The 20,895-nt window shown below is 46.8% G+C and carries 35 protein-coding genes; 3 read left to right on the forward strand and 32 right to left on the reverse strand.

The window, feature by feature from the left end; genetic code table 11:
- Positions 1–11 precede the first annotated feature (11 nt).
- Positions 12–806: a 5'-3' exonuclease gene (locus E2I14_RS16450; RefSeq protein ID WP_133330549.1), complete on the reverse strand. Its 795-nt coding sequence runs from the start codon at positions 804–806 to the stop codon at positions 12–14.
- 266 nt (positions 807–1,072) lie between these two features.
- Here E2I14_RS16450 and E2I14_RS16455 point away from each other — a divergent pair, with 266 nt between their 5' ends.
- The 3 genes from E2I14_RS16455 to E2I14_RS16465 all read left to right on the forward strand — a co-directional run bounded on the left by E2I14_RS16455 (position 1,073) and on the right by E2I14_RS16465 (position 3,862).
- Positions 1,073–1,555 (forward strand): phage regulatory CII family protein, encoded by a 483-nt coding sequence (locus E2I14_RS16455; RefSeq protein WP_133330551.1) that lies wholly within the window; start codon positions 1,073–1,075, stop codon positions 1,553–1,555.
- A 155-nt stretch (positions 1,556–1,710) separates the two neighbouring features.
- Complete coding sequence (locus E2I14_RS16460; RefSeq protein ID WP_133330553.1) at positions 1,711–2,604, forward strand: prohibitin family protein; 894 nt, start codon at positions 1,711–1,713, stop codon at positions 2,602–2,604.
- Between the two features lie 142 nt (positions 2,605–2,746).
- Entirely contained in the window at positions 2,747–3,862 is a 1,116-nt protein-coding gene (locus E2I14_RS16465; RefSeq protein ID WP_206105665.1) for an S-(hydroxymethyl)glutathione dehydrogenase/class III alcohol dehydrogenase, read from the forward strand.
- Positions 3,863–3,955: 93 nt separating this feature from the next.
- Here E2I14_RS16465 and dsbD read toward each other — a convergent pair whose 3' ends face one another.
- From dsbD to E2I14_RS16620, 31 genes are all read right to left on the reverse strand, one after another.
- Positions 3,956–5,716, reverse strand: a complete 1,761-nt coding sequence (dsbD, locus tag E2I14_RS16470; RefSeq protein ID WP_133330555.1) for a protein-disulfide reductase DsbD — start codon at positions 5,714–5,716, stop codon at positions 3,956–3,958.
- A gap of 120 nt (positions 5,717–5,836) precedes the next feature.
- Complete coding sequence (gene rplQ / locus E2I14_RS16475; protein WP_133330556.1) at positions 5,837–6,232, reverse strand: 50S ribosomal protein L17; 396 nt, start codon at positions 6,230–6,232, stop codon at positions 5,837–5,839.
- A gap of 194 nt (positions 6,233–6,426) precedes the next feature.
- Positions 6,427–7,404, reverse strand: coding sequence for a DNA-directed RNA polymerase subunit alpha (locus tag E2I14_RS16480; protein WP_133330557.1), 978 nt, complete (start codon positions 7,402–7,404; stop codon positions 6,427–6,429).
- A gap of 112 nt (positions 7,405–7,516) precedes the next feature.
- Positions 7,517–8,140 (reverse strand): 30S ribosomal protein S4, encoded by a 624-nt coding sequence (gene rpsD / locus E2I14_RS16485; protein ID WP_133330558.1) that lies wholly within the window; start codon positions 8,138–8,140, stop codon positions 7,517–7,519.
- 232 nt (positions 8,141–8,372) lie between these two features.
- On the reverse strand, positions 8,373–8,777 hold the full coding sequence (gene rpsK / locus E2I14_RS16490) for a 30S ribosomal protein S11 (protein WP_105530968.1): 405 nt from the start codon (positions 8,775–8,777) through the stop codon (positions 8,373–8,375).
- Positions 8,778–8,835: 58 nt separating this feature from the next.
- Positions 8,836–9,201, reverse strand: coding sequence for a 30S ribosomal protein S13 (gene rpsM, locus E2I14_RS16495; RefSeq protein ID WP_133330559.1), 366 nt, complete (start codon positions 9,199–9,201; stop codon positions 8,836–8,838).
- Between the two features lie 28 nt (positions 9,202–9,229).
- Positions 9,230–9,343: a 50S ribosomal protein L36 gene (gene rpmJ, locus E2I14_RS16500; protein WP_014004415.1), complete on the reverse strand. Its 114-nt coding sequence runs from the start codon at positions 9,341–9,343 to the stop codon at positions 9,230–9,232.
- A gap of 43 nt (positions 9,344–9,386) precedes the next feature.
- Positions 9,387–9,605, reverse strand: coding sequence for a translation initiation factor IF-1 (infA, locus tag E2I14_RS16505; protein WP_005663428.1), 219 nt, complete (start codon positions 9,603–9,605; stop codon positions 9,387–9,389).
- Between the two features lie 21 nt (positions 9,606–9,626).
- The gene (secY, locus tag E2I14_RS16510; protein WP_133330560.1) at positions 9,627–10,958 is read right to left on the reverse strand and encodes a preprotein translocase subunit SecY; all 1,332 of its coding nucleotides are present in this window, start codon (positions 10,956–10,958) and stop codon (positions 9,627–9,629) included.
- 20 nt (positions 10,959–10,978) lie between these two features.
- Positions 10,979–11,410 (reverse strand): 50S ribosomal protein L15, encoded by a 432-nt coding sequence (gene rplO / locus E2I14_RS16515; RefSeq protein WP_133330561.1) that lies wholly within the window; start codon positions 11,408–11,410, stop codon positions 10,979–10,981.
- A 28-nt stretch (positions 11,411–11,438) separates the two neighbouring features.
- Positions 11,439–11,618 carry a 50S ribosomal protein L30 gene (rpmD, locus tag E2I14_RS16520; protein ID WP_206105661.1) on the reverse strand — a complete coding sequence of 60 codons (180 nt, stop codon included), beginning with the start codon at positions 11,616–11,618 and terminating at the stop codon, positions 11,439–11,441.
- A 10-nt stretch (positions 11,619–11,628) separates the two neighbouring features.
- Positions 11,629–12,147, reverse strand: coding sequence for a 30S ribosomal protein S5 (gene rpsE, locus E2I14_RS16525; RefSeq protein WP_105530973.1), 519 nt, complete (start codon positions 12,145–12,147; stop codon positions 11,629–11,631).
- A gap of 12 nt (positions 12,148–12,159) precedes the next feature.
- Complete coding sequence (gene rplR, locus E2I14_RS16530; protein ID WP_133330563.1) at positions 12,160–12,522, reverse strand: 50S ribosomal protein L18; 363 nt, start codon at positions 12,520–12,522, stop codon at positions 12,160–12,162.
- Positions 12,523–12,534: 12 nt separating this feature from the next.
- Positions 12,535–13,068, reverse strand: coding sequence for a 50S ribosomal protein L6 (rplF, locus tag E2I14_RS16535; RefSeq protein WP_133330565.1), 534 nt, complete (start codon positions 13,066–13,068; stop codon positions 12,535–12,537).
- A 10-nt stretch (positions 13,069–13,078) separates the two neighbouring features.
- Positions 13,079–13,474 (reverse strand): 30S ribosomal protein S8, encoded by a 396-nt coding sequence (rpsH, locus tag E2I14_RS16540; RefSeq protein ID WP_133330567.1) that lies wholly within the window; start codon positions 13,472–13,474, stop codon positions 13,079–13,081.
- A gap of 14 nt (positions 13,475–13,488) precedes the next feature.
- The gene (gene rpsN / locus E2I14_RS16545) at positions 13,489–13,794 is read right to left on the reverse strand and encodes a 30S ribosomal protein S14 (protein ID WP_133330569.1); all 306 of its coding nucleotides are present in this window, start codon (positions 13,792–13,794) and stop codon (positions 13,489–13,491) included.
- A 7-nt stretch (positions 13,795–13,801) separates the two neighbouring features.
- The gene (rplE, locus tag E2I14_RS16550) at positions 13,802–14,341 is read right to left on the reverse strand and encodes a 50S ribosomal protein L5 (protein WP_133330571.1); all 540 of its coding nucleotides are present in this window, start codon (positions 14,339–14,341) and stop codon (positions 13,802–13,804) included.
- Positions 14,342–14,347: 6 nt separating this feature from the next.
- Complete coding sequence (gene rplX / locus E2I14_RS16555; RefSeq protein WP_133330573.1) at positions 14,348–14,662, reverse strand: 50S ribosomal protein L24; 315 nt, start codon at positions 14,660–14,662, stop codon at positions 14,348–14,350.
- A gap of 9 nt (positions 14,663–14,671) precedes the next feature.
- Entirely contained in the window at positions 14,672–15,040 is a 369-nt protein-coding gene (rplN, locus tag E2I14_RS16560; protein WP_006464924.1) for a 50S ribosomal protein L14, read from the reverse strand.
- 256 nt (positions 15,041–15,296) lie between these two features.
- On the reverse strand, positions 15,297–15,569 hold the full coding sequence (rpsQ, locus tag E2I14_RS16565) for a 30S ribosomal protein S17 (RefSeq protein ID WP_133330575.1): 273 nt from the start codon (positions 15,567–15,569) through the stop codon (positions 15,297–15,299).
- On the reverse strand, positions 15,566–15,757 hold the full coding sequence (gene rpmC / locus E2I14_RS16570; protein WP_133330577.1) for a 50S ribosomal protein L29: 192 nt from the start codon (positions 15,755–15,757) through the stop codon (positions 15,566–15,568). The genes rpsQ and rpmC overlap by 4 nt, the downstream gene beginning before the upstream one ends.
- 12 nt (positions 15,758–15,769) lie before the next feature.
- Positions 15,770–16,189 carry a 50S ribosomal protein L16 gene (gene rplP, locus E2I14_RS16575; protein ID WP_133330579.1) on the reverse strand — a complete coding sequence of 140 codons (420 nt, stop codon included), beginning with the start codon at positions 16,187–16,189 and terminating at the stop codon, positions 15,770–15,772.
- Positions 16,190–16,191: 2 nt separating this feature from the next.
- On the reverse strand, positions 16,192–17,016 hold the full coding sequence (gene rpsC / locus E2I14_RS16580; RefSeq protein ID WP_133330581.1) for a 30S ribosomal protein S3: 825 nt from the start codon (positions 17,014–17,016) through the stop codon (positions 16,192–16,194).
- Between the two features lie 9 nt (positions 17,017–17,025).
- Positions 17,026–17,358: a 50S ribosomal protein L22 gene (rplV, locus tag E2I14_RS16585; RefSeq protein WP_206105662.1), complete on the reverse strand. Its 333-nt coding sequence runs from the start codon at positions 17,356–17,358 to the stop codon at positions 17,026–17,028.
- A 6-nt stretch (positions 17,359–17,364) separates the two neighbouring features.
- Complete coding sequence (gene rpsS / locus E2I14_RS16590; protein WP_105530985.1) at positions 17,365–17,640, reverse strand: 30S ribosomal protein S19; 276 nt, start codon at positions 17,638–17,640, stop codon at positions 17,365–17,367.
- A gap of 10 nt (positions 17,641–17,650) precedes the next feature.
- Positions 17,651–18,478: a 50S ribosomal protein L2 gene (gene rplB / locus E2I14_RS16595; RefSeq protein ID WP_133330585.1), complete on the reverse strand. Its 828-nt coding sequence runs from the start codon at positions 18,476–18,478 to the stop codon at positions 17,651–17,653.
- 2 nt (positions 18,479–18,480) lie between these two features.
- Positions 18,481–18,795: a 50S ribosomal protein L23 gene (gene rplW / locus E2I14_RS16600; RefSeq protein ID WP_133330587.1), complete on the reverse strand. Its 315-nt coding sequence runs from the start codon at positions 18,793–18,795 to the stop codon at positions 18,481–18,483.
- A complete protein-coding gene (gene rplD, locus E2I14_RS16605; RefSeq protein WP_133330589.1) occupies positions 18,792–19,415 on the reverse strand; it encodes a 50S ribosomal protein L4 in 624 nt (207 codons plus the stop codon). Before rplD ends, rplW begins: the two co-directional genes overlap by 4 nt.
- A 3-nt stretch (positions 19,416–19,418) precedes the next feature.
- Positions 19,419–20,075 carry a 50S ribosomal protein L3 gene (gene rplC, locus E2I14_RS16610; RefSeq protein WP_133330591.1) on the reverse strand — a complete coding sequence of 219 codons (657 nt, stop codon included), beginning with the start codon at positions 20,073–20,075 and terminating at the stop codon, positions 19,419–19,421.
- Between the two features lie 171 nt (positions 20,076–20,246).
- Complete coding sequence (gene rpsJ, locus E2I14_RS16615) at positions 20,247–20,564, reverse strand: 30S ribosomal protein S10 (protein ID WP_105530990.1); 318 nt, start codon at positions 20,562–20,564, stop codon at positions 20,247–20,249.
- A gap of 101 nt (positions 20,565–20,665) precedes the next feature.
- Positions 20,666–20,895 (reverse strand): EF-Tu C-terminal domain-related protein (locus E2I14_RS16620; protein WP_454877245.1); only part of this gene is annotated, 230 nt, incomplete at its 5' end.

Genomic DNA, 20,895 nt, shown 5'->3' on the forward strand with positions numbered 1-20,895 from the left:
GCAAAACTAGCTTAAAAGCGCTCATGTTCCCCGTCCTGCGGTAACGCTAAGGTGTTCCACGTAATGCCTAATGGCACATCCGCTTTGAGCGTCACTAATTGACGCGACATCGCTAGAACAGCGGCGTCTTTGCGTAAGTTTTCGCCCAGGGTATTTTTAAGAATTCCGGCACCCGCCATGATGGCTTCAATCGAGCCATAACTTTGCAATAATTTGGCGGCTGTTTTCATGCCCACTTTGCTCACACCGGGAATGCCATCGACAGCGTCGCCCATCAAGGCTAGAAGTTCTGCAAGCTGCTCGGGCGGTACACCGAATTTATTTTTCACCCAAGCGCTGTCGTGCCATTCGTTTTTAAAATGGTCCCAAACTAACGCGCCTTGCGCTATCAAGACATGCAAATCCTTATCGGTCGAGACCACAATCGCTTCGCCACGCCCTTGCGCCAACCAACGCAAAATCACCGTTGCAATCACATCGTCGGCTTCGACTTCTGGAATACACAGCACGTGGATACCAGCTTGATTTAAATCGGAATAGAGCTTGCTTAAGGACTGCCGCAGTGCATCCGGCATCGGTGAGCGATGTTCGCGATAACGTTCGTATAAATCGTGTCGCCATGTTCTACCGCCAAAGTCAAACGCCGCCGCCATGTGCGTGGGCGCGTGTTCGTGCCGCAATTTGTGAAAGGCGGCTAGGGAAAAGCGCATCGCCGTTTCAGCTTTTTCGAGCGAATCCGGCTCGGGGCTAGCTTCGTAAATCCGCCGCACGATGTTTAATCCGTCTATAGCTAGGAGTTTGCCCATGTTGTTGTTTTAATGGAATTAAGGGGAAGCGATGCTTGTTTTGGAGGGTCGTTTTGGGCACTTATTATACTGAGTGCCGTGGGTTGGTGAATTATTGGACGTTGATTAGTTATTCGTTCAGCCGCCAAGCTTCCCAATTTCAACAACTCACAATGCCCGAACTCAGCTCAGTTCGTTTAAATGCTTATTGTCGCGCGATAACAACCTCACGCCCCGGTGTTGCCAAGATATAATATTTCTACTCAGAACAATTCTCGGAATCAACCATGACTCGCCGCTATTCAGACATGAATCAACACGATGCGCTGTACAAAATTGCTCGCTCTTATCCGGGCGGTTTGGATGCTTTAGCGGAGAAAATGGACATTTCTACCAACGTGTTACGCAACAAATTGGCGCCGCATATCGAAAGTCATTACCCATCGTTTGAAGAACTCTCCACCATCGTTGAGCTGTGCGCAGAAGCTGGCGTGAAAGATGCCTTAATGCCGTTGCACGCATTATTAAGTCGGCATGGCATGGCGGCCTTCATTATTCCTGAGCCTGAGCACATCACCGACGATGATTTGTCCCAAACCGTGTGTCGCGTAATGAGTCAAGTTGGCGGCGTGGCTGAAGCGGTCTCGTCGGCGTTGTTGGATGGCGTCATTACTGACGTGGAAGCCGATTTGATTGAACGGGAATTTCAGGGCGCATTAACGGCGTTAGGTGAATGGCGCGCTCGGATTCGCGCTCGTGGCGGACGATAATTCGCTGCCCATTTCTCGGTAATTTCCCGTTCCGATCACCATTTCTTTTTTTGCCGGAAAGCCTAGACTAATGCTCTGTTGCAACCTTACGCAACATAAACATTGAAATTGATTTTTTACTTAACGCAAGAAAAACACAATCAGGGAAGTGAATCATGCCTAAAAAATTTGCCGGAGCGATGTTGGTGCTGCTCGCCTTTATCGCACTCCTTACACTTAAAAATACCTTTGTAGCATCGGTTTCCGCCAACCACGTCGGCGTGCAGTTTAACCGTATTGACGGACGGGTCGAATCGATTCCTCTGACCAGCGGTTGGCATTTGATCGGAATCGGGACTTCGGTGGTCGAGTTCCCCACTTTTACTCAAACCTATACGTGGACTAAATCGCCACACGAAGGCGCGCCGATTGATGAATCGATGAATTTCCAAGTCGCATCTGGCGTGGTCATTAACGCGGATTTAAGCATTTCGTACAGCATTGATCCGAGCAAAGCACCGACGCTGTATCAAAAATACAAACGCGGCTACGAGGAAATTACGACTCAAATTATTCGCAACGAAATCCGTAATTCGCTCAATATTTATGGGACCGAATTTGATCCAGAAGGCTTGCTCTCTGGTGGCAAAATCAAGTTAGCCGAGGAAGTTCGTAGGAAAATTAACGAGGACTTAAACCCCTTCGGTATTATGGTGGAGCAATTTGGTTTCGTGAATGAATTGCGCTTGCCAGCGAATATTCAGAATGCGATCAACGCCAAAATTCAGGCCAACCAAGAAGCCCTAAAATCCGAAGCGATGCTGCGGAAAAATTTAGCGGATGCGGCCAATGAAGTCGCGATTGCTAAAGGTCACGCCAACGCAAAAATCGCCGAAGCCGAAGGCGATGCGCGCGCTTTAGCCGTGTTAGGTGAATCGATTAAACTCTACGGCGCCGAAGCCGCGCGAGTTAAAAATCAAACCTTGTGGATACAGAAGTGGGACGGCAAATTACCGACCACCAATGCCGGTAGCAACACCACGTTAATGATGGGAATTGGCGAAAAATAATTGACCCGCTTAGCGTGTCACGGAGTACAGAAAAGGGTTCGGCATCGTCCGCGCCCTTTTTTTATTTCCCCTATAATTCACGCTTACTTAAACCGCAGTTCACATTTCTCCGATCAATCTTTGAAAGCACACCATGAACTTCATTAAAACGCGCGCCGCTGTTGCTTGGGCTGCCAACCAACCCTTGTCCATCGAAGAAGTCGATCTGATGCCACCGCAAGCGGGCGAAGTATTGGTCAAGATTGTGGCCAGTGGCGTTTGCCACACCGATGCGTACACGCTCTCTGGTAAAGATTTGGAAGGTATTTTCCCGGTAATCTTAGGTCACGAGGGCGCGGGGATTGTGATGCAAATTGGCGAAGGCGTGACATCGGTTGCGGTGGGCGACCATGTCATTCCGCTCTACACGCCAGAGTGCGGCGAATGCAAATTCTGCAAATCTGGCAAAACCAATTTATGCCAAAAAATTCGCGCCACCCAAGGTCGTGGCGTGATGCCCGATGGCACGACGCGATTCTATAAAGACGGCAAGCCGATTTATCACTACATGGGCACATCGACATTTTCGGAATACACCGTTTTACCCGAAATTTCGCTAGCCAAGATCAACAAAGAAGCCCCGCTCGAAGAAGTTTGTTTGCTGGGTTGCGGCGTAACCACGGGCATGGGCGCAGTGATGAATACGGCCAAGGTTAAAGCGGGCGATACGGTCGCCATTTTTGGCTTGGGCGGGATTGGTTTATCGGCGGTCATCGGCGCGAAGATGGCTGGCGCTTCACGCATTATCGGCATCGACATCAACACCAGTAAATTCACCTTAGCCCAACAATTAGGTGCGACCGATTTGATCAATCCGGCGGAATTAGATGTGCCGATTCAACAAGCCATCATCGATATGACCGACGGCGGCGTGGATTTTTCGTTTGAATGTATCGGCAATGTGAACGTCATGCGCCAAGCGCTGGAATGCTGCCATAAAGGCTGGGGCGAGTCAGTGATTATTGGCGTCGCCGATGCGGGTGCAGAAATCGCTACTCGTCCTTTCCAACTGGTTACAGGCCGAGTGTGGCGCGGTTCCGCTTTTGGGGGTGTGCGTGGCCGCAGCGAATTGCCGGGCTATGTTGAACGCTATATGAAGGGCGAATTTAAATTGTCCGACTTCATCACGCATACCATGCCGCTGGAGGACATTAATACCGCTTTTGATTTGATGCATGAAGGTAAATCGATACGCAGCGTGGTGCACTTTGCTAAATAGTGAATTCCGGTTTTGAACGGAACCACACGGTTAGGCATAAAAAAAGCGGAAGGTCTGTGATGACTTTCCGCTTTTTTAATTATTGGGACTAACTTACTTAGCGCCGACAAAACGCTCTAGCGACGCGGCAAATTTATCGGCATTTTCAAAACCAATTACGCGTCCCGATTCAACCGAATCCAAACCAAAGAAAATCATTCCTGGCGGACCAAATAAACTAAACCGTTTTAACAACACTTTATCGTCGTCGCTATTAGCGGTGACATCGGCTTGCAATAACACCAGCGTGTCTAACTTCGCTTTAATGCGCGCATCGGTGAAGGTGAATTTTTCCATCTCCTTGCAGGACACACACCAGTCAGCATAGAAATCTAACATCACCGGCTTGCCTTGCGCCTTTGCTTTGGCCAACGCAGCGTCGAGTTCGGCAGTCGATTTAATTCGGACAAATTCCACCCGCTGACTGTCACCATGACCGGTTAAATGCGCGAACGGGGCAAACACCTCTCTACCGCCAGTCGTGAGTCCGATGAATTCAACCAGACCCAAGGCGCACAGCGCTAAGGCAATTACTTTTACCACCAAACTGCCGCTGCGGATTAAAAACACGCCGTAACCAACCAACAAAATCGACCAGCCTAACATCACCAACCATGTCGGCATAACGGGACTAACCAGCCACAAGGCCATTCCCAGCATCATCACACCAAACAACTGCTTGACCGATTCCATCCAACGCCCAGCGCGCGGTAATAAACTCCCCGCTGATAATCCAACCAAAATCAATGGAACACTCATCCCCATGGCCATCGAGAATAAGGCCGCACCACCAACGAGCACATTGCGCGTTTGGCTGATATATAACAGCGCACTGGCCAAGGGCGCAGCAACACATGGGCCAACGATTAGGGCGGAGATCGCGCCCATCACAAAAACGCCCAACAGCTTGCCGGCCTTTTGCTGATCGGACACCTGCGATAACTTGCTCTGCAATGCGGCTGGCACTTGCAAGTGATAGACGTTAAACATGGACAGCGACAATCCCACCATCAGCAAACCAAACGCGCCCAGCACCCAAGGATTTTGCAACGCTGCTGCTAAACCTTCACCCAACAACCCTGCTGCCACGCCCAGCGCGGTGTACACGAGCGCCATTCCAAAGGAATAACTAAGCGACAAAATCAATCCGCGATGCCGCCCGACGGACGCACCTTCACCCACAATAATGGACGACAGGATAGGCACCATCGGTAAGACGCAAGGGGTAAACGCCAAACCTAAGCCCAGCAATAAAAACAGCGGCATGATTAAGATTAATCTGCCGCTTTGGAGTGAGTTTTTTAGCTTACTCGATTCGTCGTTCTCGGCAGTACTCGGAGGCTTATCCCCAATAACAAAGTTCTTGCTGTCAAACTTTTGCTGCGAGTCCATCGGCGCATAGCATAAGCCTTTATCCGAGCATCCTTGCGCGCGTGATTTGATCGTGAAGGTCGCTTGCGTCTTATCTAGCGCCTTCACGGGAATCTGGACGACAACGGTGCTGCGGTATGTTTCGACGTTCTTTTGAAAAGTCTCATCAAAATGAACTTGACCGGCGGGGATGATCGGCTGACCAAGCGTCGCGCCAAGGGCTTCAAACTTAAAGCGCTCGCGGTACATGTAATAACCGTCTGCGATCACATAAGTTACGGTGATGGTGTCGGGCGCAACTTGTTGGCTGCTGAATTGAAAAGCCTGCTCTGGTTCCAGAAAATCCGTTTCGGCGAAACTCGCGCCAAACGTGAACAGCAACGCCAATCCAAGTACCCATTGGCCGAACAAAGATTTGAGTTGTAATGACTGTCGATGAAACATGTTTCAATTGCTTTCAGGTAATAAACCACACTATGCTACCACAAACCGTCAGACCAAAAAAAAGCCAGGGCAGCCCTGGCTTTTTTCTTCTAGCAGAAAGGTTTCTACTGTTTGCAGAAATTATTCTACTGTTGCTACTTCAGCGCTTTCGCTGACTTCTGGACGATCAACCAATTCAACAAAAGCCATCGGTGCATTGTCGCCAACACGGAAACCCATTTTCAAAATACGCAGGTAGCCGCCGTTACGTGCTGCGTAACGTGGGCCTAATTCGGTGAACAACTTAGTAACCATTTCGCGGTCGCGCAAGCGAGCAAACGCTAAACGACGGTTCGCCAATGTATCTGTTTTACCCAATGTCAAAATTGGTTCTACAACGCGGCGCAACTCTTTCGCCTTTGGTACTGTAGTTTTGATTGCTTCATGACGCAGGATTGAAACTGTCATGTTGCGCAACATCGCTAAACGATGTGAAGAAGTGCGGTTTAATTTACGTAGGCCGTGACGATGACGCATGATATTTCCTTTTAAAATTTTAAAATTAGTCCAGCTCTTCTATCACCTCAACATAGGGTGCGGGCCGGTACTGGTACTGATTGAACTACTGACTGTGAACTGCTTTAGTTACTGCTCGAATTGCTACTATATTTGCTACTTAATTTACTGCCTAAAAAATAAGAGTCAGTGCAGACACTGACTCTTATTCATTATTACTTCTCTAAACCAGCCGGCGGCCAGTTTTCTAATTTCATACCGAGTGACAAACCACGCGAAGCCAACACTTCTTTGATCTCGTTGAGTGATTTACGACCCAAGTTCGGCGTTTTCAACAATTCATTTTCTGTACGTTGGATCAAATCACCAATGTAGTAAATGTTTTCTGCTTTGAGGCAGTTTGCTGAACGAACTGTTAATTCCAAATCATCGACTGGACGCAACAAGATCGGATCAACCATCGGTGCACGTGATGGTGCTTCAGCAGCGGCTTCAGTGCCTTCCAATGCAGCGAACACATTCAACTGATCCACCAACACACGAGCTGATTGACGAATTGCTTCTTCAGGAGTGATAACACCGTTTGTTTCGATGTTAATGATCAGCTTATCCAAATCAGTACGTTGTTCCACACGAGCGGACTCTACTGAGTACGAAACGCGGCGCACTGGCGAGAATGAAGCGTCCAAGATGATGCGGCCGATTGTACGGTTAGCATCTTCGGACAAGCGACGTACGTTACCTGGAACGTAGCCACGGCCTTTTTCTACCTTGATCTGCATGTCTAACTTGCCGCCAGCGGTCAAATTAGCAATCACGTGATCTGGATTAATCAGTTCAACATCGTGCGGCAAATCGATGTCAGACGCCAAAACTGGGCCTTCGCCATCTTTTTTCAATGTCAGAGTAACTTCATCACGGTTGTGCAACTTGAATACGATGCCCTTCAAGTTCAACAGGATATCAACGATATCTTCTTGCACGCCGTCCAATGTGGAGTATTCGTGAACAACACCAGCGATAGTAACTTCGGTAGCTGCATAACCAGTCATGGATGACAACAGTACGCGGCGCAATGCGTTGCCTAAAGTGTGGCCATAGCCACGCTCAAACGGTTCCATCACAACTTTAGCGTGACCCGCTGCAAGCATTTCTACATCGATAATACGTGGTTTTAACAAGCTATTTTGCATGAAATGTCCTTTTCAATACCCTCGGCTCATTACACCGATAAGGCTGATGGCATGTCGAAAAAAGCCCTTTGCTTATTATTTAATAATGCAAAGGGCTACGGAAAAACTAGAATTAACGTGAATACAATTCAACGATTAATGATTCATTGACGTCGGCAGCGATATCGCTACGATCTGGAGCGGACTTGAAAACACCTTCCATTTTCTTAGCATCAACGGAAACCCATGAAGGCATACCGATTTGTTCTGCTAAGGATAATGCTTCAACGATACGAACTTGTTTTTTGGATTTCTCGCGAACCGCTACAACGTCACCAGCTTTAACTTGGTAAGAAGCGATATTCACAACGATCGAGTTAACGGTGAACGCTTTGTGGCTAACTAATTGACGAGCTTCTGCGCGTGTTGAGCCAAAACCCATACGATAAGCTACGTTATCGAGACGGCATTCCAACAATTTCAACAGCGTTTCACCTGTGTTACCTTTGCGGCGATCAGCTTCTGCAAAGTAACGACGGAACTGACGCTCTAATACGCCGTACATACGTTTAACTTTTTGCTTTTCACGCAATTGATTACCGAAGTCTGAAGTACGTGCACCTGATTTAGCACCGTGCTGACCTGGTTTTACATCTAATTTGCATTTTGAATCTAAAGAGCGACGAGCGCTTTTCAAGAAGAGGTCAGTGCCTTCGCGGCGTGACAATTTTGCTTTTGGACCAATATAACGTGCCACAATAATTCCTTTAATAAATGACGCTGGACAGACGATTCTGCAGCGCTAGTTTGGACTACCTGCTTCCAAACGGTGGGCTTAACAACAAAACCCGCTAAAAACGAAGCGGGTCGTATTCTAGCTTTTTTAGGGCCAGAAAGATAGTGCAGATTTCAGAAGAGCTCTACTGACAACAAAGGCCGAACTCGTTGCTCGACCTTTATTACAAGCAGAAATCAACTACGACAACGTATTAGATACGACGACGCTTTGGCGGACGGCAACCGTTGTGCGGAACTGGAGTAACGTCTTGGATCAAAGAAATTTTGATACCGAGGTTATTCAATGCACGCACTGAAGATTCGCGACCTGGGCCTGGGCCCTTGATACGAACTTCGAGGTTTTTCACGCCACATTCAACAGCCACTTTACCAGCAGCTTCTGCTGCTACCTGAGCTGCAAAAGGTGTCGATTTACGTGAACCTTTAAAACCAGCGCCACCAGCAGTTGCCCAAGAAAGTGCATTTCCTTGACGATCTGTAATAGTGATGATGGTGTTGTTAAAGGACGCGTGAACGTGTGCGATGCCTTCAGCAACATTTTTCTTAACTTTTTTACGAGCGCGCGCTGCGGCTGCGTTATTTGGTGCTTTTGCCATGATTGATTCCTTGAATCCCGTTGCTTAGTAAATTTAAAAAAATAAACTAAACAATGGATTATTTTTTCAACGATTGAGCTGCTTTACGTGGGCCCTTACGGGTACGCGCATTAGTACGTGTGCGTTGTCCACGGCAAGGCAAGCCTTTGCGATGACGCAATCCACGATAACAACCCAGATCCATCAATCGCTTGATGCTCATGGAGACTTCACGACGTAGATCACCTTCGACGATGAATTTTGCAACTTCATCACGTAGCTTTTCTAATTCGTTATCGTCCAGATCTTTAACCTTTTTATTGGTCAATACACCCGTTGCTGCACAGATTTTTTCTGAGCGTGGACGTCCAATACCATAGATAGCTGTTAAGCCGATTACGGTATGCTGATGATTTGGGATATTTACCCCTGCGATACGTGCCATTCGTTATTCCTCGATCAATAACGTTAAATTAACCTTGACGCTGTTTATGACGTGGTTCTGTGCAAATAACACGAACTACGCCTTTGCGCTTGATGATCTTGCAATTGCGGCAAATCCGCTTAACTGATGCGAGAACTTTCATTTTGTTGCCCTCTTTCCTAATACTGCTGGTTTTACTAATAAAGTTACTTGGTACGGAACACGATACGTGCTCGGCTTAAATCATAAGGCGTCAATTCTACTGTCACCTTGTCACCTGGCAGAATGCGGATATAGTTCATACGCATCTTTCCAGAAATATGGCCTAACACTACATGTCCATTCTCAAGCTTTACTCTAAATGTTGCATTTGGAAGATTCTCAAGAATCTCGCCCTGCATCTGAATTACGTCGTCTTTTGCCATTCTTGTCTGCACTCAACCACGTTACCGTGATGAAGTTCCGCCCTTGAAGTTTGCTTTACGAAGTAATGAATCATATTGCTGAGACATGACATAGTTTTGCACTTGCGCCATGAAATCCATCGTTACCACTACGATAATCAACAGAGACGTTCCACCAAAAGAGAACGGTACTTTCCATTTCGCAACCAGAAACTCAGGCAACAAACAAACTAGGGTGATATAAACTGCACCAGCCAAAGTCAAACGCATCAAAATCTTGTCGATATAACGCGCTGTTTGATCACCAGGTCTGATACCCGGAACAAACGCACCACTTTTCTTCAGGTTATCCGCAGTTTCTTTACTGTTGAATACCAACGCAGTATAGAAGAAGCAGAAAAATACAATTGCCACAGCGTACAACAAAGCATGAATTGGTTCGCCTGGACCCATCGATACCGCGAGATCTTTTAAGAATCGCATGAACGAGGAATTATCGCCAGTAGTTACAAACCATCCAGTAATTGTTGCTGGGAACAAGATGATCGACGAAGCAAAAATTGGAGGAATAACACCAGCCATGTTCAACTTCAGCGGCAAATGACTACTCTGCCCACCGTAAATCTTGTTACCAACTTGTCGCTTAGCATAATTAACTAAAATCTTACGCTGACCGCGTTCGATAAAGACAACTAAGTAAGTCACACCAGCCGCAATCAAACAGATCAGAATTGCTGAGAACGGATTCATCGAACCTGTACGCACCAACTCAAACAAACCTGCCACCGCATTAGGCAAACCGGAAGCGATACCAGCGAAAATAATGATAGAAATACCATTACCTAAGCCGCGCTCGGTAATTTGCTCACCTAACCACATCAAAAACATTGTTCCAGTTACCAAGGTAACTGCTGTGGTGAGGCGGAACGCTAAGCCTGGCTCGATCACGAGATTAGCCTGGTGTTCCAACGCTACTGCGATACCAAAAGCTTGCACTGCCGCCAATAACAAAGTTCCGTAACGTGTATATTGCGTAATTTTTCTACGGCCCGATTCGCCCTCTTTTTTGAGAGCTTCTAGCTGAGGAGAAACTATCGACATCAATTGCATAATAATTGATGCTGAAATATACGGCATGATCCCTAGCGCAAAAATCGTGAAGCGCGATAAAGCACCACCGGAGAACATATTAAACATACCCAAGATACCACCAGAGTTTTGTTTAAACAGTTGCTCTAATTGCGCTGGGTCAATACCTGGCACAGGAATATGGGCACCGATCCGATAAACTACTAATGCTGCCAATAGAAACCACAGTCTTCCCCAAGGAAAACCGCTGGCAGCACCTTTAGATAGCTGAGGAGTTGTCGCCAATTATTGCTCCAGTGTGTGCATTAAGCGATCGAGCCGCCAGCGGCTTCAATAGCTGCTTTTGCACCTTTAGTCACGATCAAACCTGTCAATGTCACTTTCTTAGTGATAGAGCCAGATAAAATCACACGAACTACGCGCGCTAATTCAGGAACCATTCCAGCTTGTTTCAAAGCCAAAATATCGATTTCTGCGATAGGCAAGGAATCCAATTGTGACAAACGGACTTCTGCTTTGTAAGGCGTTGCCAGTGATTTAAAACCACGTTTTGGCAAACGACGTTGCAAAGGCATTTGACCGCCTTCAAAACCAACTTTATGAAAACCGCCAGTACGGGACTTTTGTCCTTTGTGACCACGGCCAGATGTTTTACCTAAGCCTGAACCGATACCGCGACCAACACGACGTTTGTAGTGTTTTGCGCCATCAGCAGGTTGAATGTTATTCAATTCCATAATTTGCTCCGATCCCAAGCCCAACGGCTTAAGATACAACCTTCACAAGATACGAGACTTTGTTGATCATGCCGCGTACGGATGGTGTGTCTTGCAATTCAGAAACTGAATTAACACGACGCAAGCCTAAGCCACGTACGGTTGCACGGTGTGATTCGCGAGTACCAATCAAACCTTTGACCAAAGTTACTTTTAATGTCTTTGTCATTTCGATCACCTTAGCCGAGAATTTCTTCAACGGATTTGCCACGTTTAGCAGCGATTTCCGAAGGAGTACTCATCTTGGACAAACCGTCCAATGTGGCACGAACCATGTTATATGGATTTGTTGAGCCGTTAGACTTAGCAACCACGTTCACAATCCCCATTACTTCAAAGATTGCGCGCATTGGACCACCAGCGATAACACCAGTACCTTCTTTAGCTGGCATGATCATCACTTTGGATGCGCCGTGCTGGCCAGTTACTGTGTGCTGCAAAGTACCGTTTTTCAACGTTACTTTAATCATTTTACGACGCGCTTCTTCCATAGCCTTTTGTACAGCAACAGGAACTTCTTTCGACTTCCCTTTGCCCATACCGATACGGCCATCACCGTCACCAACAACGGTCAACGCTGCAAAGCCCATGATACGACCACCCTTAACCACTTTGGTTACGCGGTTGATCGCGATCATTTTTTCGCGCATACCATCATCTGGTTTGTCAGATGCTGTTTTCGCTTGCATTTTTGCCATGACGAATTTTCCTTAGAACTTCAAGCCAGCTTCACGGGCAGCTTCTGCAAGCGCCTTGATGCGACCATGGTAACGGAAACCGGAGCGATCAAATGCAACTTCGGTAACCCCTGCTTTTAATGCCTGTTCAGCGACACGCTTGCCAACTAAAGTAGCTGCTGCAACGTTTCCGCCATTCCCAGATGCTGCTGCCAATTCTGCACGAACCGACGCTTCTACTGTGGATGCCGATGCCAAAATCTTTGCATCTGGCCCAATAATATTGGCGTAAATGTGCAAGTTGGTGCGATGCACTGCTAGGCGATTCACTTTTAATTCTGCGATCTTGGCACGGGTTTGACGTGCGCGGCGCAGACGTGATTGTTTCTTGTCCATCGTCAACCCCTATTACTTCTTCTTGGTTTCTTTGAGCACAACCACCTCATCAGCATAACGAACACCCTTGCCTTTGTACGGCTCTGGTTGACGATATGCACGAACTTCGGCGGCTACCTGCCCCACTTTTTGACGATCAATCCCTTTGATCAGGATTTCTGTCGGTGTTGGTGTTTCACACTTAACACCTTGAGGCATTGCATGAATTACTGGATGAGAAAAACCCAACGACAAATTCAATTTATCGCCTTGTGCTTGCGCTTTGTAACCAACGCCAACCAAGTTTAATTTCTTCTCAAAGCCTTTGGTTACGCCATTCACCATATTGTTGACCAAGGCACGTAATGTACCGGTCATTGCATTGGCTTCACGCGCTTCGCTAACTGGCTCAAATTTCAACGAACCATTGTCATTAACAACTTTAACCAGACCATTCAAGGCTTGGGCCAATTCACCCAATGGACCTTTGACTACGATTTGCTGCGCCGTGATAGACACTTGCGCACCTGCTGGAACAGCAATCGGCATTTTACCTACTCGAGACATGTTCCGCTCCTTAGGCTACGTAGCAAATCACTTCGCCACCGACACCGGTTGCGCGCGCTTTGCGGTCTGTCATGACGCCTTTAGGTGTGGAAACAATCGCCACGCCCAAACCATTCATCACGTTTGGAATATCGCCCTTACCTTTGTAAATGCGCAGTCCAGGACGTGAAACACGTTCCAAACGCTCAATTACAGGACGACCTGCATAATATTTCAAGCCAATTTTCAATTCTGCCTTACCAGCAGTTTCGCTAATGGCGAAGTCTTCAATGTAACCTTCATCCTTCAGTACGTTTGCGATAGCAACTTTTACTTTTGATGATGGCATAGCAACCGCAGTTTTATGAACAACTTGCGCATTACGAATGCGGGTCAACATATCGGCGATAGGATCGCTCATACTCATTGCATATTCTCCTATTACCAGCTAGCTTTTGTCATTCCGGGAACTTCACCACGCATGGCGACTTCACGGAGTTTAATACGGCCCAAACCAAACTTACGGAATGTGCCACGTGGACGACCTGTCAAAGCGCAACGATTGCGTTGACGTGTCGGGTTTGAATTCCGTGGTAAAGCTTGCAACTGGAGACGCGCTTCGTAGCGCTCTTCTTCAGTTTTTGATTGGTCATCAATGATGACCTTCAAAGTTGCACGCTTGCCGGCAAATTTCTTTACCAAGTCTGCGCGCTTTTGCTCACGGTTAATCAGTGCCAATTTTGCCATGGCGACCTCAGTTTCTGAACGGAAATTTAAATGCGGCGAGAAGAGCTTTCGCTTCTTCATCGGTCTTAGCTGTGGTGGTGATACTAATATTCATACCACGCAAAGCATCAATCTTGTCGTATTCGATTTCTGGGAAAATGATCTGTTCTTTTACGCCGATGTTGTAGTTACCACGACCATCGAACGCACGACCAGAAACACCGCGGAAATCGCGAACACGTGGCAGAGCCACAGTGATCAGACGATCCAAAAATTCGTACATGTGCGCACCGCGCAATGTAACCATACAACCAATTGGATAGCCTTCACGAATCTTGAAACCTGCAATCGCTTTGCGAGCCTTAGTTACCACTGGTTTTTGACCAGCAATCTTAGTTAAGTCGCCAACCGCATGTTCAATAATCTTTTTGTCCGCAATCGCTTCAGATAAACCCATATTGAGGGTAATCTTAGTGATACGCGGCACTTCCATTGATGATTTGTACGAAAACTTCGCGGTCAAATCAGCAACGATTTTTTCTTTATAAATGTCTTGTAGACGTGCCATGATTCGTTACACCTTCACAACTTCGCCATTAGACTTAAATACGCGAACTTTAACGCCGTCCACAACTTTAAATCCAACACGATCTGCCTTGCCAGTAGCTGCATTGAACAATGCAACGTTTGACACATGAATAGGCATCAACTTATCTACGATGCCACCAGTTGCGCCTGTCATTGGGTTTGGCTTAACCGCTTTTTTAGCGACGTTAACACCAGCAACAACAACATGCCCTGCGTCTACCCATTGCTGAACAACGCCGCGCTTGCCCTTGTCTTTACCAGTCAAGACGATGACTTCGTCGTTTTTACGTATCTTATTCATAACGACCCCTTACAGAACTTCAGGAGCTAAAGACACGATTTTCATGAAGCGCTCAGTACGCAATTCGCGTGTGACCGGTCCAAAAATACGAGTGCCGATAGGCTCAAGTTTTGCGTTCAATAACACTGCTGCGTTACCATCGAACTTAACTAATGATCCATCTTGACGACGAACACCTTTAGCAGTGCGAACTACAACAGCGTTGTAAATTTCACCTTTTTTTACACGCCCTCTTGGCGCAGCAGATTTAACAGTGACTTTAATTACGTCACCGATACCTGCATAACGACGCTTAGAACCGCCCAATACCTTAATGCACAAAACTTCGCGTGCGCCAGTATTGTCAGCTACTTCGAGCCGGCTTTCTGTTTGAATCATAATGTTCTCTTTCCCAACTTAATCCACGATTTACATAATGCGTCTGCACAATGCAAATTGATGGTCAGTCTTGGTCCCGCCAGTAAATGAAAAACCACTTACTGATTAGGTGGACGATTGGTTATTAACTGCGCCACTTTTTTCACATTGACAGCGAAAAAAGCCATTTTTTAATCTGTCGTTTGCTACGCATTGGATGCATCACAAACGACAGCCAGCTATTATCACAGCAATTTCAGATAAATGCAATAGCTAATTACACGATTTGTGCAACTTGTACTACGCGTGTTACTGACCATGCTTTCGTCTTAGAAATCGGACGACCTTCTTGAATTTCAACAACGTCGCCTTCTTTAGCTACATTGCCTTCATTGTGCGCATGGTATTTACTACTACGAACAATAATTTTGCCGTACAAAGGATGCTTAACATGGCGCTCAATCAACACGGTAACAGTCTTGTCCATTTTGTCGGAAACAACTGTACCAATCAGAGTACGCTTTAAAGCTTGTTTAACTTGATCGTTCATTTGTCGTCCTTCTGATTCATGACCGTTTTCACACGTGCGATATCGCGACGCACCTTTTTAAGCTGAGAAGTGTTGTTCAATTGCTGAGTAGCCAATTGCATACGCAAACTAAATTGCGCCTTCAACAATTCATTCAGCTCTTTAGTCAAAGTCACTTCGTCTTTGCCACGGAGTTCAGATACTTTCATTTTCAACCCCTATTATTGGCCGACTTGACGCACGACGAACGTAGTCAATAACGGCAGTTTGGCTGCGGCCAAGCGGAAAGCTTCACGCGCAAGCGCCTCATCAACACCATCCATCTCGTACAACATTTTGCCTGGTTGAATCTCGGCAACGTAGTACTCCGGATTACCTTTACCGTTACCCATACGGACTTCGGCAGGTTTTTGTGAAATTGGCTTATCTGGGAAAATACGAATCCAGATACGACCACCACGTTTAATGTGACGAGTCATTGCACGACGTGCAGCTTCAATTTGACGGGCTGTAATACGGCCACGACCAATTGCTTTTAAGCCAAATTCACCGAACGAAACGGCGGTACCGCGGGAATGTGAAATCCCCTTGTTACGGCCTTTTTGCTCTTTTCTATATTTTCTGCGTGCTGGTTGCAGCATGATTATTCTCCTGCTTTCTCAGCCGGTGCTTTTGCTGCAGCTGGAGCCGCAGAGCGCACACGCTTAGCAGCTGGTGCTGGAGCGCCGGTTGTGTTTTGCTTAGAACGTGGACGGGCAGCTGGCTTACCGTCTTCACGACGTGGACCGCGGCGTTTTTTATCGTCTTCTGGTGTGGACTCAATAACTGGAGCGTCGCCATTAGCTAAACGATCACCTTTATAAACCCATACTTTAACGCCGATAATACCGTACGTTGTTTGTGCTTCACTTGTACCGTAGTCGATATCAGCGCGCAATGTATGCAGAGGCACGCGGCCTTCGCGATACCATTCTTTACGTGCGATTTCGATACCGTTCAAACGACCACCAGACATAATCTTGATACCTTGAGCGCCTAAACGCATAGCGTTTTGCATTGCGCGCTTCATGGCACGGCGGAACATGATGCGTTTTTCTAATTGCTGAGCAATAGAATCGGCGATCAGTTGCGCATCGATTTCTGGTTTGCGAATTTCTTCGATATTGACGTGAACTGGAACGCCCATCAATTTGGACAATTCTGCTTTCAACACTTCAATGTCTTCGCCTTTTTTACCAATAACTACGCCTGGGCGTGAGCTATAAATAGTAATGCGGGCATTTTTCGCTGGACGCTCGATAGTAATACGACCTACGGATGCGTTCTTCAGTTTCTTTTTGAGGTAAGCACGAACTTTCAAATCTTCGCCGAGCATGGTAGCGAAATTATCGTTACCTGCGTACCAGCGTGAAGACCAATTACGTGTTACCGCTAAGCGGAAACCGGTTGGATGTATCTTCTGTCCCATCGTGACTCCTTAGTTACCGACAGTCACATAAATGTGACAGGATTGTTTAGAGATACGATCACCACGGCCTTTTGCACGCGCTGTGAAGCGCTTCAAAACCGCACCTTTTTCAACATAGATAGTTTTAACTCTCAACTCATCGATGTCAGCACCGTCGTTATGTTCGGCGTTTGCAATTGCAGACTCCAACACACGCTTGATGATTGCTGCACCTTTTTTAGGGCTGAAGGCCAAAATATTCAATGCTTGATCTACTTTTTTACCGCGAATGAGATCAGCTACCAGACGACCTTTTTGGTCTGATAAACGTACTCCGCGTAGAATTGCTTTAGTTTCCATCATCGCACCTTATTTTTTAGCCTTTTTATCAGCAGCATGACCCTTGAACGTACGAGTCAATGCGAATTCGCCGAGTTTATGACCAACCATGTTTTCAGAAACATACACAGGCACATGTTGCTTACCGTTATGGACTGCAATGGTCAAACCAATGAAGTCAGGCATAATCGTTGAACGACGTGACCATGTCTTGATAGGCTTTTTGTCTTTGATCGCTTGCGCGGCTTCGACTTTTTTCACCAAGTGGGCATCACAGAATGGCCCTTTTTTCAATGAACGTGTCATGTGCTACCCCTTATCTCTTACCACGGCGTGAAACGATCATGGAAGTCGTACGCTTATTGCGACGTGTCTTCTTACCCTTGGTTTGCTGACCCCATGGTGACACTGGATGACGACCAGCTGCAGTCTTACCTTCACCACCACCGTGAGGATGGTCAACCGGATTCATTACCACACCGCGAACGGTAGGACGAACACCACGCCAACGCATCGCACCAGCTTTACCGATCTTACGCAGATTGTGCTCACCGTTACCAACCTCACCTACAGTTGCGCGGCATTCGATATGCACACGGCGAACTTCGCCAGAGCGCAAACGAACTTGAGCATAAATGCCTTCACGAGCCATTAATACAACACCAGCACCGGCTGTACGTGCAATTTGAGCACCTTTGCCTGGCAACATTTCTACGCAATGCATAGTTGTACCGACTGGAATATTGCGGATTGGCAAGCAGTTACCCGATTTGATCGGTGCTTGCGCGCCGTTCATAACCTGATCTCCAGCAGCCATACCTTTTGTAGCGATGATGTACTGACGCTCACCATCCGCGTAGCACAACAATGCAATGTGCGCTGTGCGGTTAGGATCGTATTCAATACGCTCAACACGCGCTGGAATACCATCTTTAGTGCGCTTGAAGTCAACAACGCGATAATGCTGCTTATGACCACCGCCGATATGACGAGTAGTAATGTGACCATTGTTGTTACGGCCAGCAGTTTTTGATTTCTTTTCTAACAAAGCAGCGAACGGACGGCCTTTATGCAAGCCTTCTGTCACTACTTTTACCATACCACGACGACCAGGCGAGGTTGGCTTTACCTTAACGAGTGCCATTATTAAGCCTCCTCGGTGAAGTTAATTTCTTGACCTGGCTTCAAGCATACAAACGCACGCTTGGTATGATTGCGACGGCCAACAAAACGTCCACTGCGTTTTTGTTTACCTTGACGATTCGCAACTTGCACAGATTCAACCTGAACCTTAAACAGCATCTCAACGGCAGCTTTAATTTCTGGCTTAGTAGCATCTTGAGTTACGCGGAAAACCACTTGCTCATGCTTCTCAGCAACCATAGTCGCTTTTTCAGAAATCACTGGCGCTAACAACACCTTTAAAAGGCGCTCTTCGCTAAATTTAACTAGTGTGCTCATGCCAGAATCTCCTCAATCTTTGCCAATGCCAGCTTAGTGATCAACACTTTCTTGAAGAACACCAAAGATACTGGATCTGCGTAACGCGGCTCTACAACCAATACGTTAGGCAAATTACGTGATGCAAGCATCAAGTTTTCATTAAACTCATCAGCAATAATCAATACTGAATCCAGACAACCCATTGTCTTCAATTTTTCGGACAATAATTTTGTCTTTGGCGCTTCCACAGCAAAGTTTTCCACCACAGACAAACGACCTTCGCGCGCTAACTGAGATAAGATCGAGCAGATACCTGCGCGATACATCTTCTTGTTAACTTTTTGCGAGAAGTTTTCATCCGGCGAATTAGGGAAAGCACGTCCACCACCACGCCACAAAGGCGAAGATGACATACCAGCACGAGCGCGGCCAGTACCTTTTTGACGCCATGGCTTTTTAGTTGTGTGATGCACTTCGTCACGACCCAATTGCTTGCGATTACCGCTACGAGCATTTGCCTGGAAAGCAACGACAACTTGATGGATCAAGGCTTCATTGTAGTCACGGCCAAAAATTGTATCTGGCGCAGCAACTTCAGCAGCAGCTTGTCCTTGTGCGTTTAGGAGCTTGAGTTCCATGGATTAAGCTCCCTTCTTTAATTTAGCTTTGATGGCAGGAGTAACGATAACCTGACCATTTTTTGCACCTGGAACCGCACCCTTAACGAGCAACAATTGGCGTTCCGCGTCGATACGAGCGATCACCAAATTTTGCACTGTACGAGTGTCGTCACCCAAGTGACCCGTCATGCGCTTACCAGGGAAAACACGACCTGGATCCTGCGCCATACCGATAGAACCCGGAACATTATGTGAACGGGAGTTACCGTGCGATGCGCGACCTGAAGCGAAGTGGTGACGTTTAATAGTACCAGCGTAACCTTTACCGATAGTTACACCCTGAACGTCCACAGCTTGGCCAGCTTCGAACATACCAACAGGCACAACATCGCCTGCCTTGAGTTCAGCTGCTTTAGCGGCATCAATGCGGAATTCTTTTAAGACAGTACCAGCTTCAACACCTGCTTTTGCGAGGTGACCTGCAGCCGCTTTAGTTACGCGGGATGCACGGCGCTGACCGAAAGTTACCTGGACTGCGGTATAACCGTCAGTTTCAGGTGTTTTGATTTGTGTCACACGGTTGTTTGAGACATCTAAAACAGTGACTGGAATTGAATCCCCGTCATCCGTATAAATGCGCATCATACCAACCTTGCGACCAACAAGGCCCAAGCTCATTGTATTCTCCATTCCCACCTACGATTGGGTGGGGCTGACTGTGTATGTGACAACCCTAGTGTATCACTTAAAACATGCGGATTTGCAGCCCCAAAACCAAAAGGCAGACAAATCCACACCGAAGCCTAAAATTATAGCACGTAAAAATAATTTACAACACTATTTTCTAGATTATTGCAATTTAATTTCCACATCAACGCCAGCTGGCAAGTCCAACTTCATCAATGCGTCAACAGTTTTTTCTGTTGGATCAACGATATCCATCAAACGCTGATGAGTACGGATCTCGAATTGGTCACGTGAAGTTTTGTTAACGTGTGGGGAACGCAATACGTCAAAACGTTGAATTCGTGTTGGCAGTGGAACTGGGCCTTTAACGATTGCGCCAGTGCGTTTTGCTGTATCAACGATTTCTAAAGCAGACTGATCGATCAACTTGTAGTCAAATGCTTTCAGACGAATGCGGATTTTTTGATTTGGTGTAGACATGATTTTCCTTTAAAGAACGAAACGCGGCAGCCTAATTTGTTTCGACTGCCGCGATGATTTTTACTGCAAACTCTTACTACTTTTAAAACTATTGCAATGAATTAAGCAATAATTTTAGCAACAACACCAGCACCTACAGTACGACCACCTTCACGAATCGCGAAGCGCAAGCCTTCCTCCATCGCGATCGGGTTAATCAACTTAACAGTGATCGAAACGTTATCGCCTGGCATGACCATTTCTTTGTCTGCTGGCAACTCGATCGAACCAGTTACGTCCGTTGTACGGAAGTAGAACTGTGGACGGTAGTTGTTGAAGAATGGTGTGTGAC

Origin of the sequence: Sapientia aquatica (genome assembly GCF_004358105.1) — a bacterium.
Taxonomy (GTDB): domain Bacteria; phylum Pseudomonadota; class Gammaproteobacteria; order Burkholderiales; family Burkholderiaceae_D; genus Solimicrobium; species Solimicrobium aquaticum.

What these genes read in the sequence shown, in the direction of transcription:
- rplP (WP_133330579.1), bottom strand. Translation starts at nt 16,189, where the DNA reads ATGCTGCAACCAGCACGCAGAAAATATAGAAAAGAGCAAAAAGGCCGT.
- rplC (WP_133330591.1), bottom strand. Translation starts at nt 20,075, where the DNA reads ATGAGCTTGGGCCTTGTTGGTCGCAAGGTTGGTATGATGCGCATTTAT.
- rplW (WP_133330587.1), bottom strand. Translation starts at nt 18,795, where the DNA reads ATGAGCACACTAGTTAAATTTAGCGAAGAGCGCCTTTTAAAGGTGTTG.
- rpmD (WP_206105661.1), bottom strand. Translation starts at nt 11,618, where the DNA reads ATGACAAAGACATTAAAAGTAACTTTGGTCAAAGGTTTGATTGGTACT.
- E2I14_RS16455 (WP_133330551.1), top strand. Translation starts at nt 1,073, where the DNA reads ATGACTCGCCGCTATTCAGACATGAATCAACACGATGCGCTGTACAAA.
- rpsM (WP_133330559.1), bottom strand. Translation starts at nt 9,201, where the DNA reads ATGGCACGTATCGCAGGGGTAAATATCCCAAATCATCAGCATACCGTA.
- dsbD (WP_133330555.1), bottom strand. Translation starts at nt 5,716, where the DNA reads ATGTTTCATCGACAGTCATTACAACTCAAATCTTTGTTCGGCCAATGG.
- rplB (WP_133330585.1), bottom strand. Translation starts at nt 18,478, where the DNA reads ATGGCACTCGTTAAGGTAAAGCCAACCTCGCCTGGTCGTCGTGGTATG.
- rplN (WP_006464924.1), bottom strand. Translation starts at nt 15,040, where the DNA reads ATGATTCAAACAGAAAGCCGGCTCGAAGTAGCTGACAATACTGGCGCA.
- rpsE (WP_105530973.1), bottom strand. Translation starts at nt 12,147, where the DNA reads ATGGCAAAAATGCAAGCGAAAACAGCATCTGACAAACCAGATGATGGT.
- rplE (WP_133330571.1), bottom strand. Translation starts at nt 14,341, where the DNA reads ATGGCACGTCTACAAGACATTTATAAAGAAAAAATCGTTGCTGATTTG.
- rplR (WP_133330563.1), bottom strand. Translation starts at nt 12,522, where the DNA reads ATGGACAAGAAACAATCACGTCTGCGCCGCGCACGTCAAACCCGTGCC.
- rpmJ (WP_014004415.1), bottom strand. Translation starts at nt 9,343, where the DNA reads ATGAAAGTTCTCGCATCAGTTAAGCGGATTTGCCGCAATTGCAAGATC.
- infA (WP_005663428.1), bottom strand. Translation starts at nt 9,605, where the DNA reads ATGGCAAAAGACGACGTAATTCAGATGCAGGGCGAGATTCTTGAGAAT.
- E2I14_RS16480 (WP_133330557.1), bottom strand. Translation starts at nt 7,404, where the DNA reads ATGCAAAATAGCTTGTTAAAACCACGTATTATCGATGTAGAAATGCTT.
- rpsN (WP_133330569.1), bottom strand. Translation starts at nt 13,794, where the DNA reads ATGGCAAAATTGGCACTGATTAACCGTGAGCAAAAGCGCGCAGACTTG.
- rpsS (WP_105530985.1), bottom strand. Translation starts at nt 17,640, where the DNA reads ATGACACGTTCATTGAAAAAAGGGCCATTCTGTGATGCCCACTTGGTG.
- rplO (WP_133330561.1), bottom strand. Translation starts at nt 11,410, where the DNA reads ATGGAATTGAATAACATTCAACCTGCTGATGGCGCAAAACACTACAAA.
- rplV (WP_206105662.1), bottom strand. Translation starts at nt 17,358, where the DNA reads ATGATGGAAACTAAAGCAATTCTACGCGGAGTACGTTTATCAGACCAA.
- rpsJ (WP_105530990.1), bottom strand. Translation starts at nt 20,564, where the DNA reads ATGTCTACACCAAATCAAAAAATCCGCATTCGTCTGAAAGCATTTGAC.
- rpmC (WP_133330577.1), bottom strand. Translation starts at nt 15,757, where the DNA reads ATGAAAGTATCTGAACTCCGTGGCAAAGACGAAGTGACTTTGACTAAA.
- rpsH (WP_133330567.1), bottom strand. Translation starts at nt 13,474, where the DNA reads ATGAGTATGAGCGATCCTATCGCCGATATGTTGACCCGCATTCGTAAT.
- rplX (WP_133330573.1), bottom strand. Translation starts at nt 14,662, where the DNA reads ATGAATAAGATACGTAAAAACGACGAAGTCATCGTCTTGACTGGTAAA.
- rplF (WP_133330565.1), bottom strand. Translation starts at nt 13,068, where the DNA reads ATGTCTCGAGTAGGTAAAATGCCGATTGCTGTTCCAGCAGGTGCGCAA.
- rpsK (WP_105530968.1), bottom strand. Translation starts at nt 8,777, where the DNA reads ATGGCAAAAGCACCAAATAACGCAGCCGCAGCGCGCGCTCGTAAAAAA.
- rpsC (WP_133330581.1), bottom strand. Translation starts at nt 17,016, where the DNA reads ATGGGACAGAAGATACATCCAACCGGTTTCCGCTTAGCGGTAACACGT.
- rplD (WP_133330589.1), bottom strand. Translation starts at nt 19,415, where the DNA reads ATGGAACTCAAGCTCCTAAACGCACAAGGACAAGCTGCTGCTGAAGTT.
- E2I14_RS16460 (WP_133330553.1), top strand. Translation starts at nt 1,711, where the DNA reads ATGCCTAAAAAATTTGCCGGAGCGATGTTGGTGCTGCTCGCCTTTATC.
- rplQ (WP_133330556.1), bottom strand. Translation starts at nt 6,232, where the DNA reads ATGCGTCATCGTCACGGCCTACGTAAATTAAACCGCACTTCTTCACAT.
- E2I14_RS16450 (WP_133330549.1), bottom strand. Translation starts at nt 806, where the DNA reads ATGGGCAAACTCCTAGCTATAGACGGATTAAACATCGTGCGGCGGATT.
- rpsQ (WP_133330575.1), bottom strand. Translation starts at nt 15,569, where the DNA reads ATGAACGATCAAGTTAAACAAGCTTTAAAGCGTACTCTGATTGGTACA.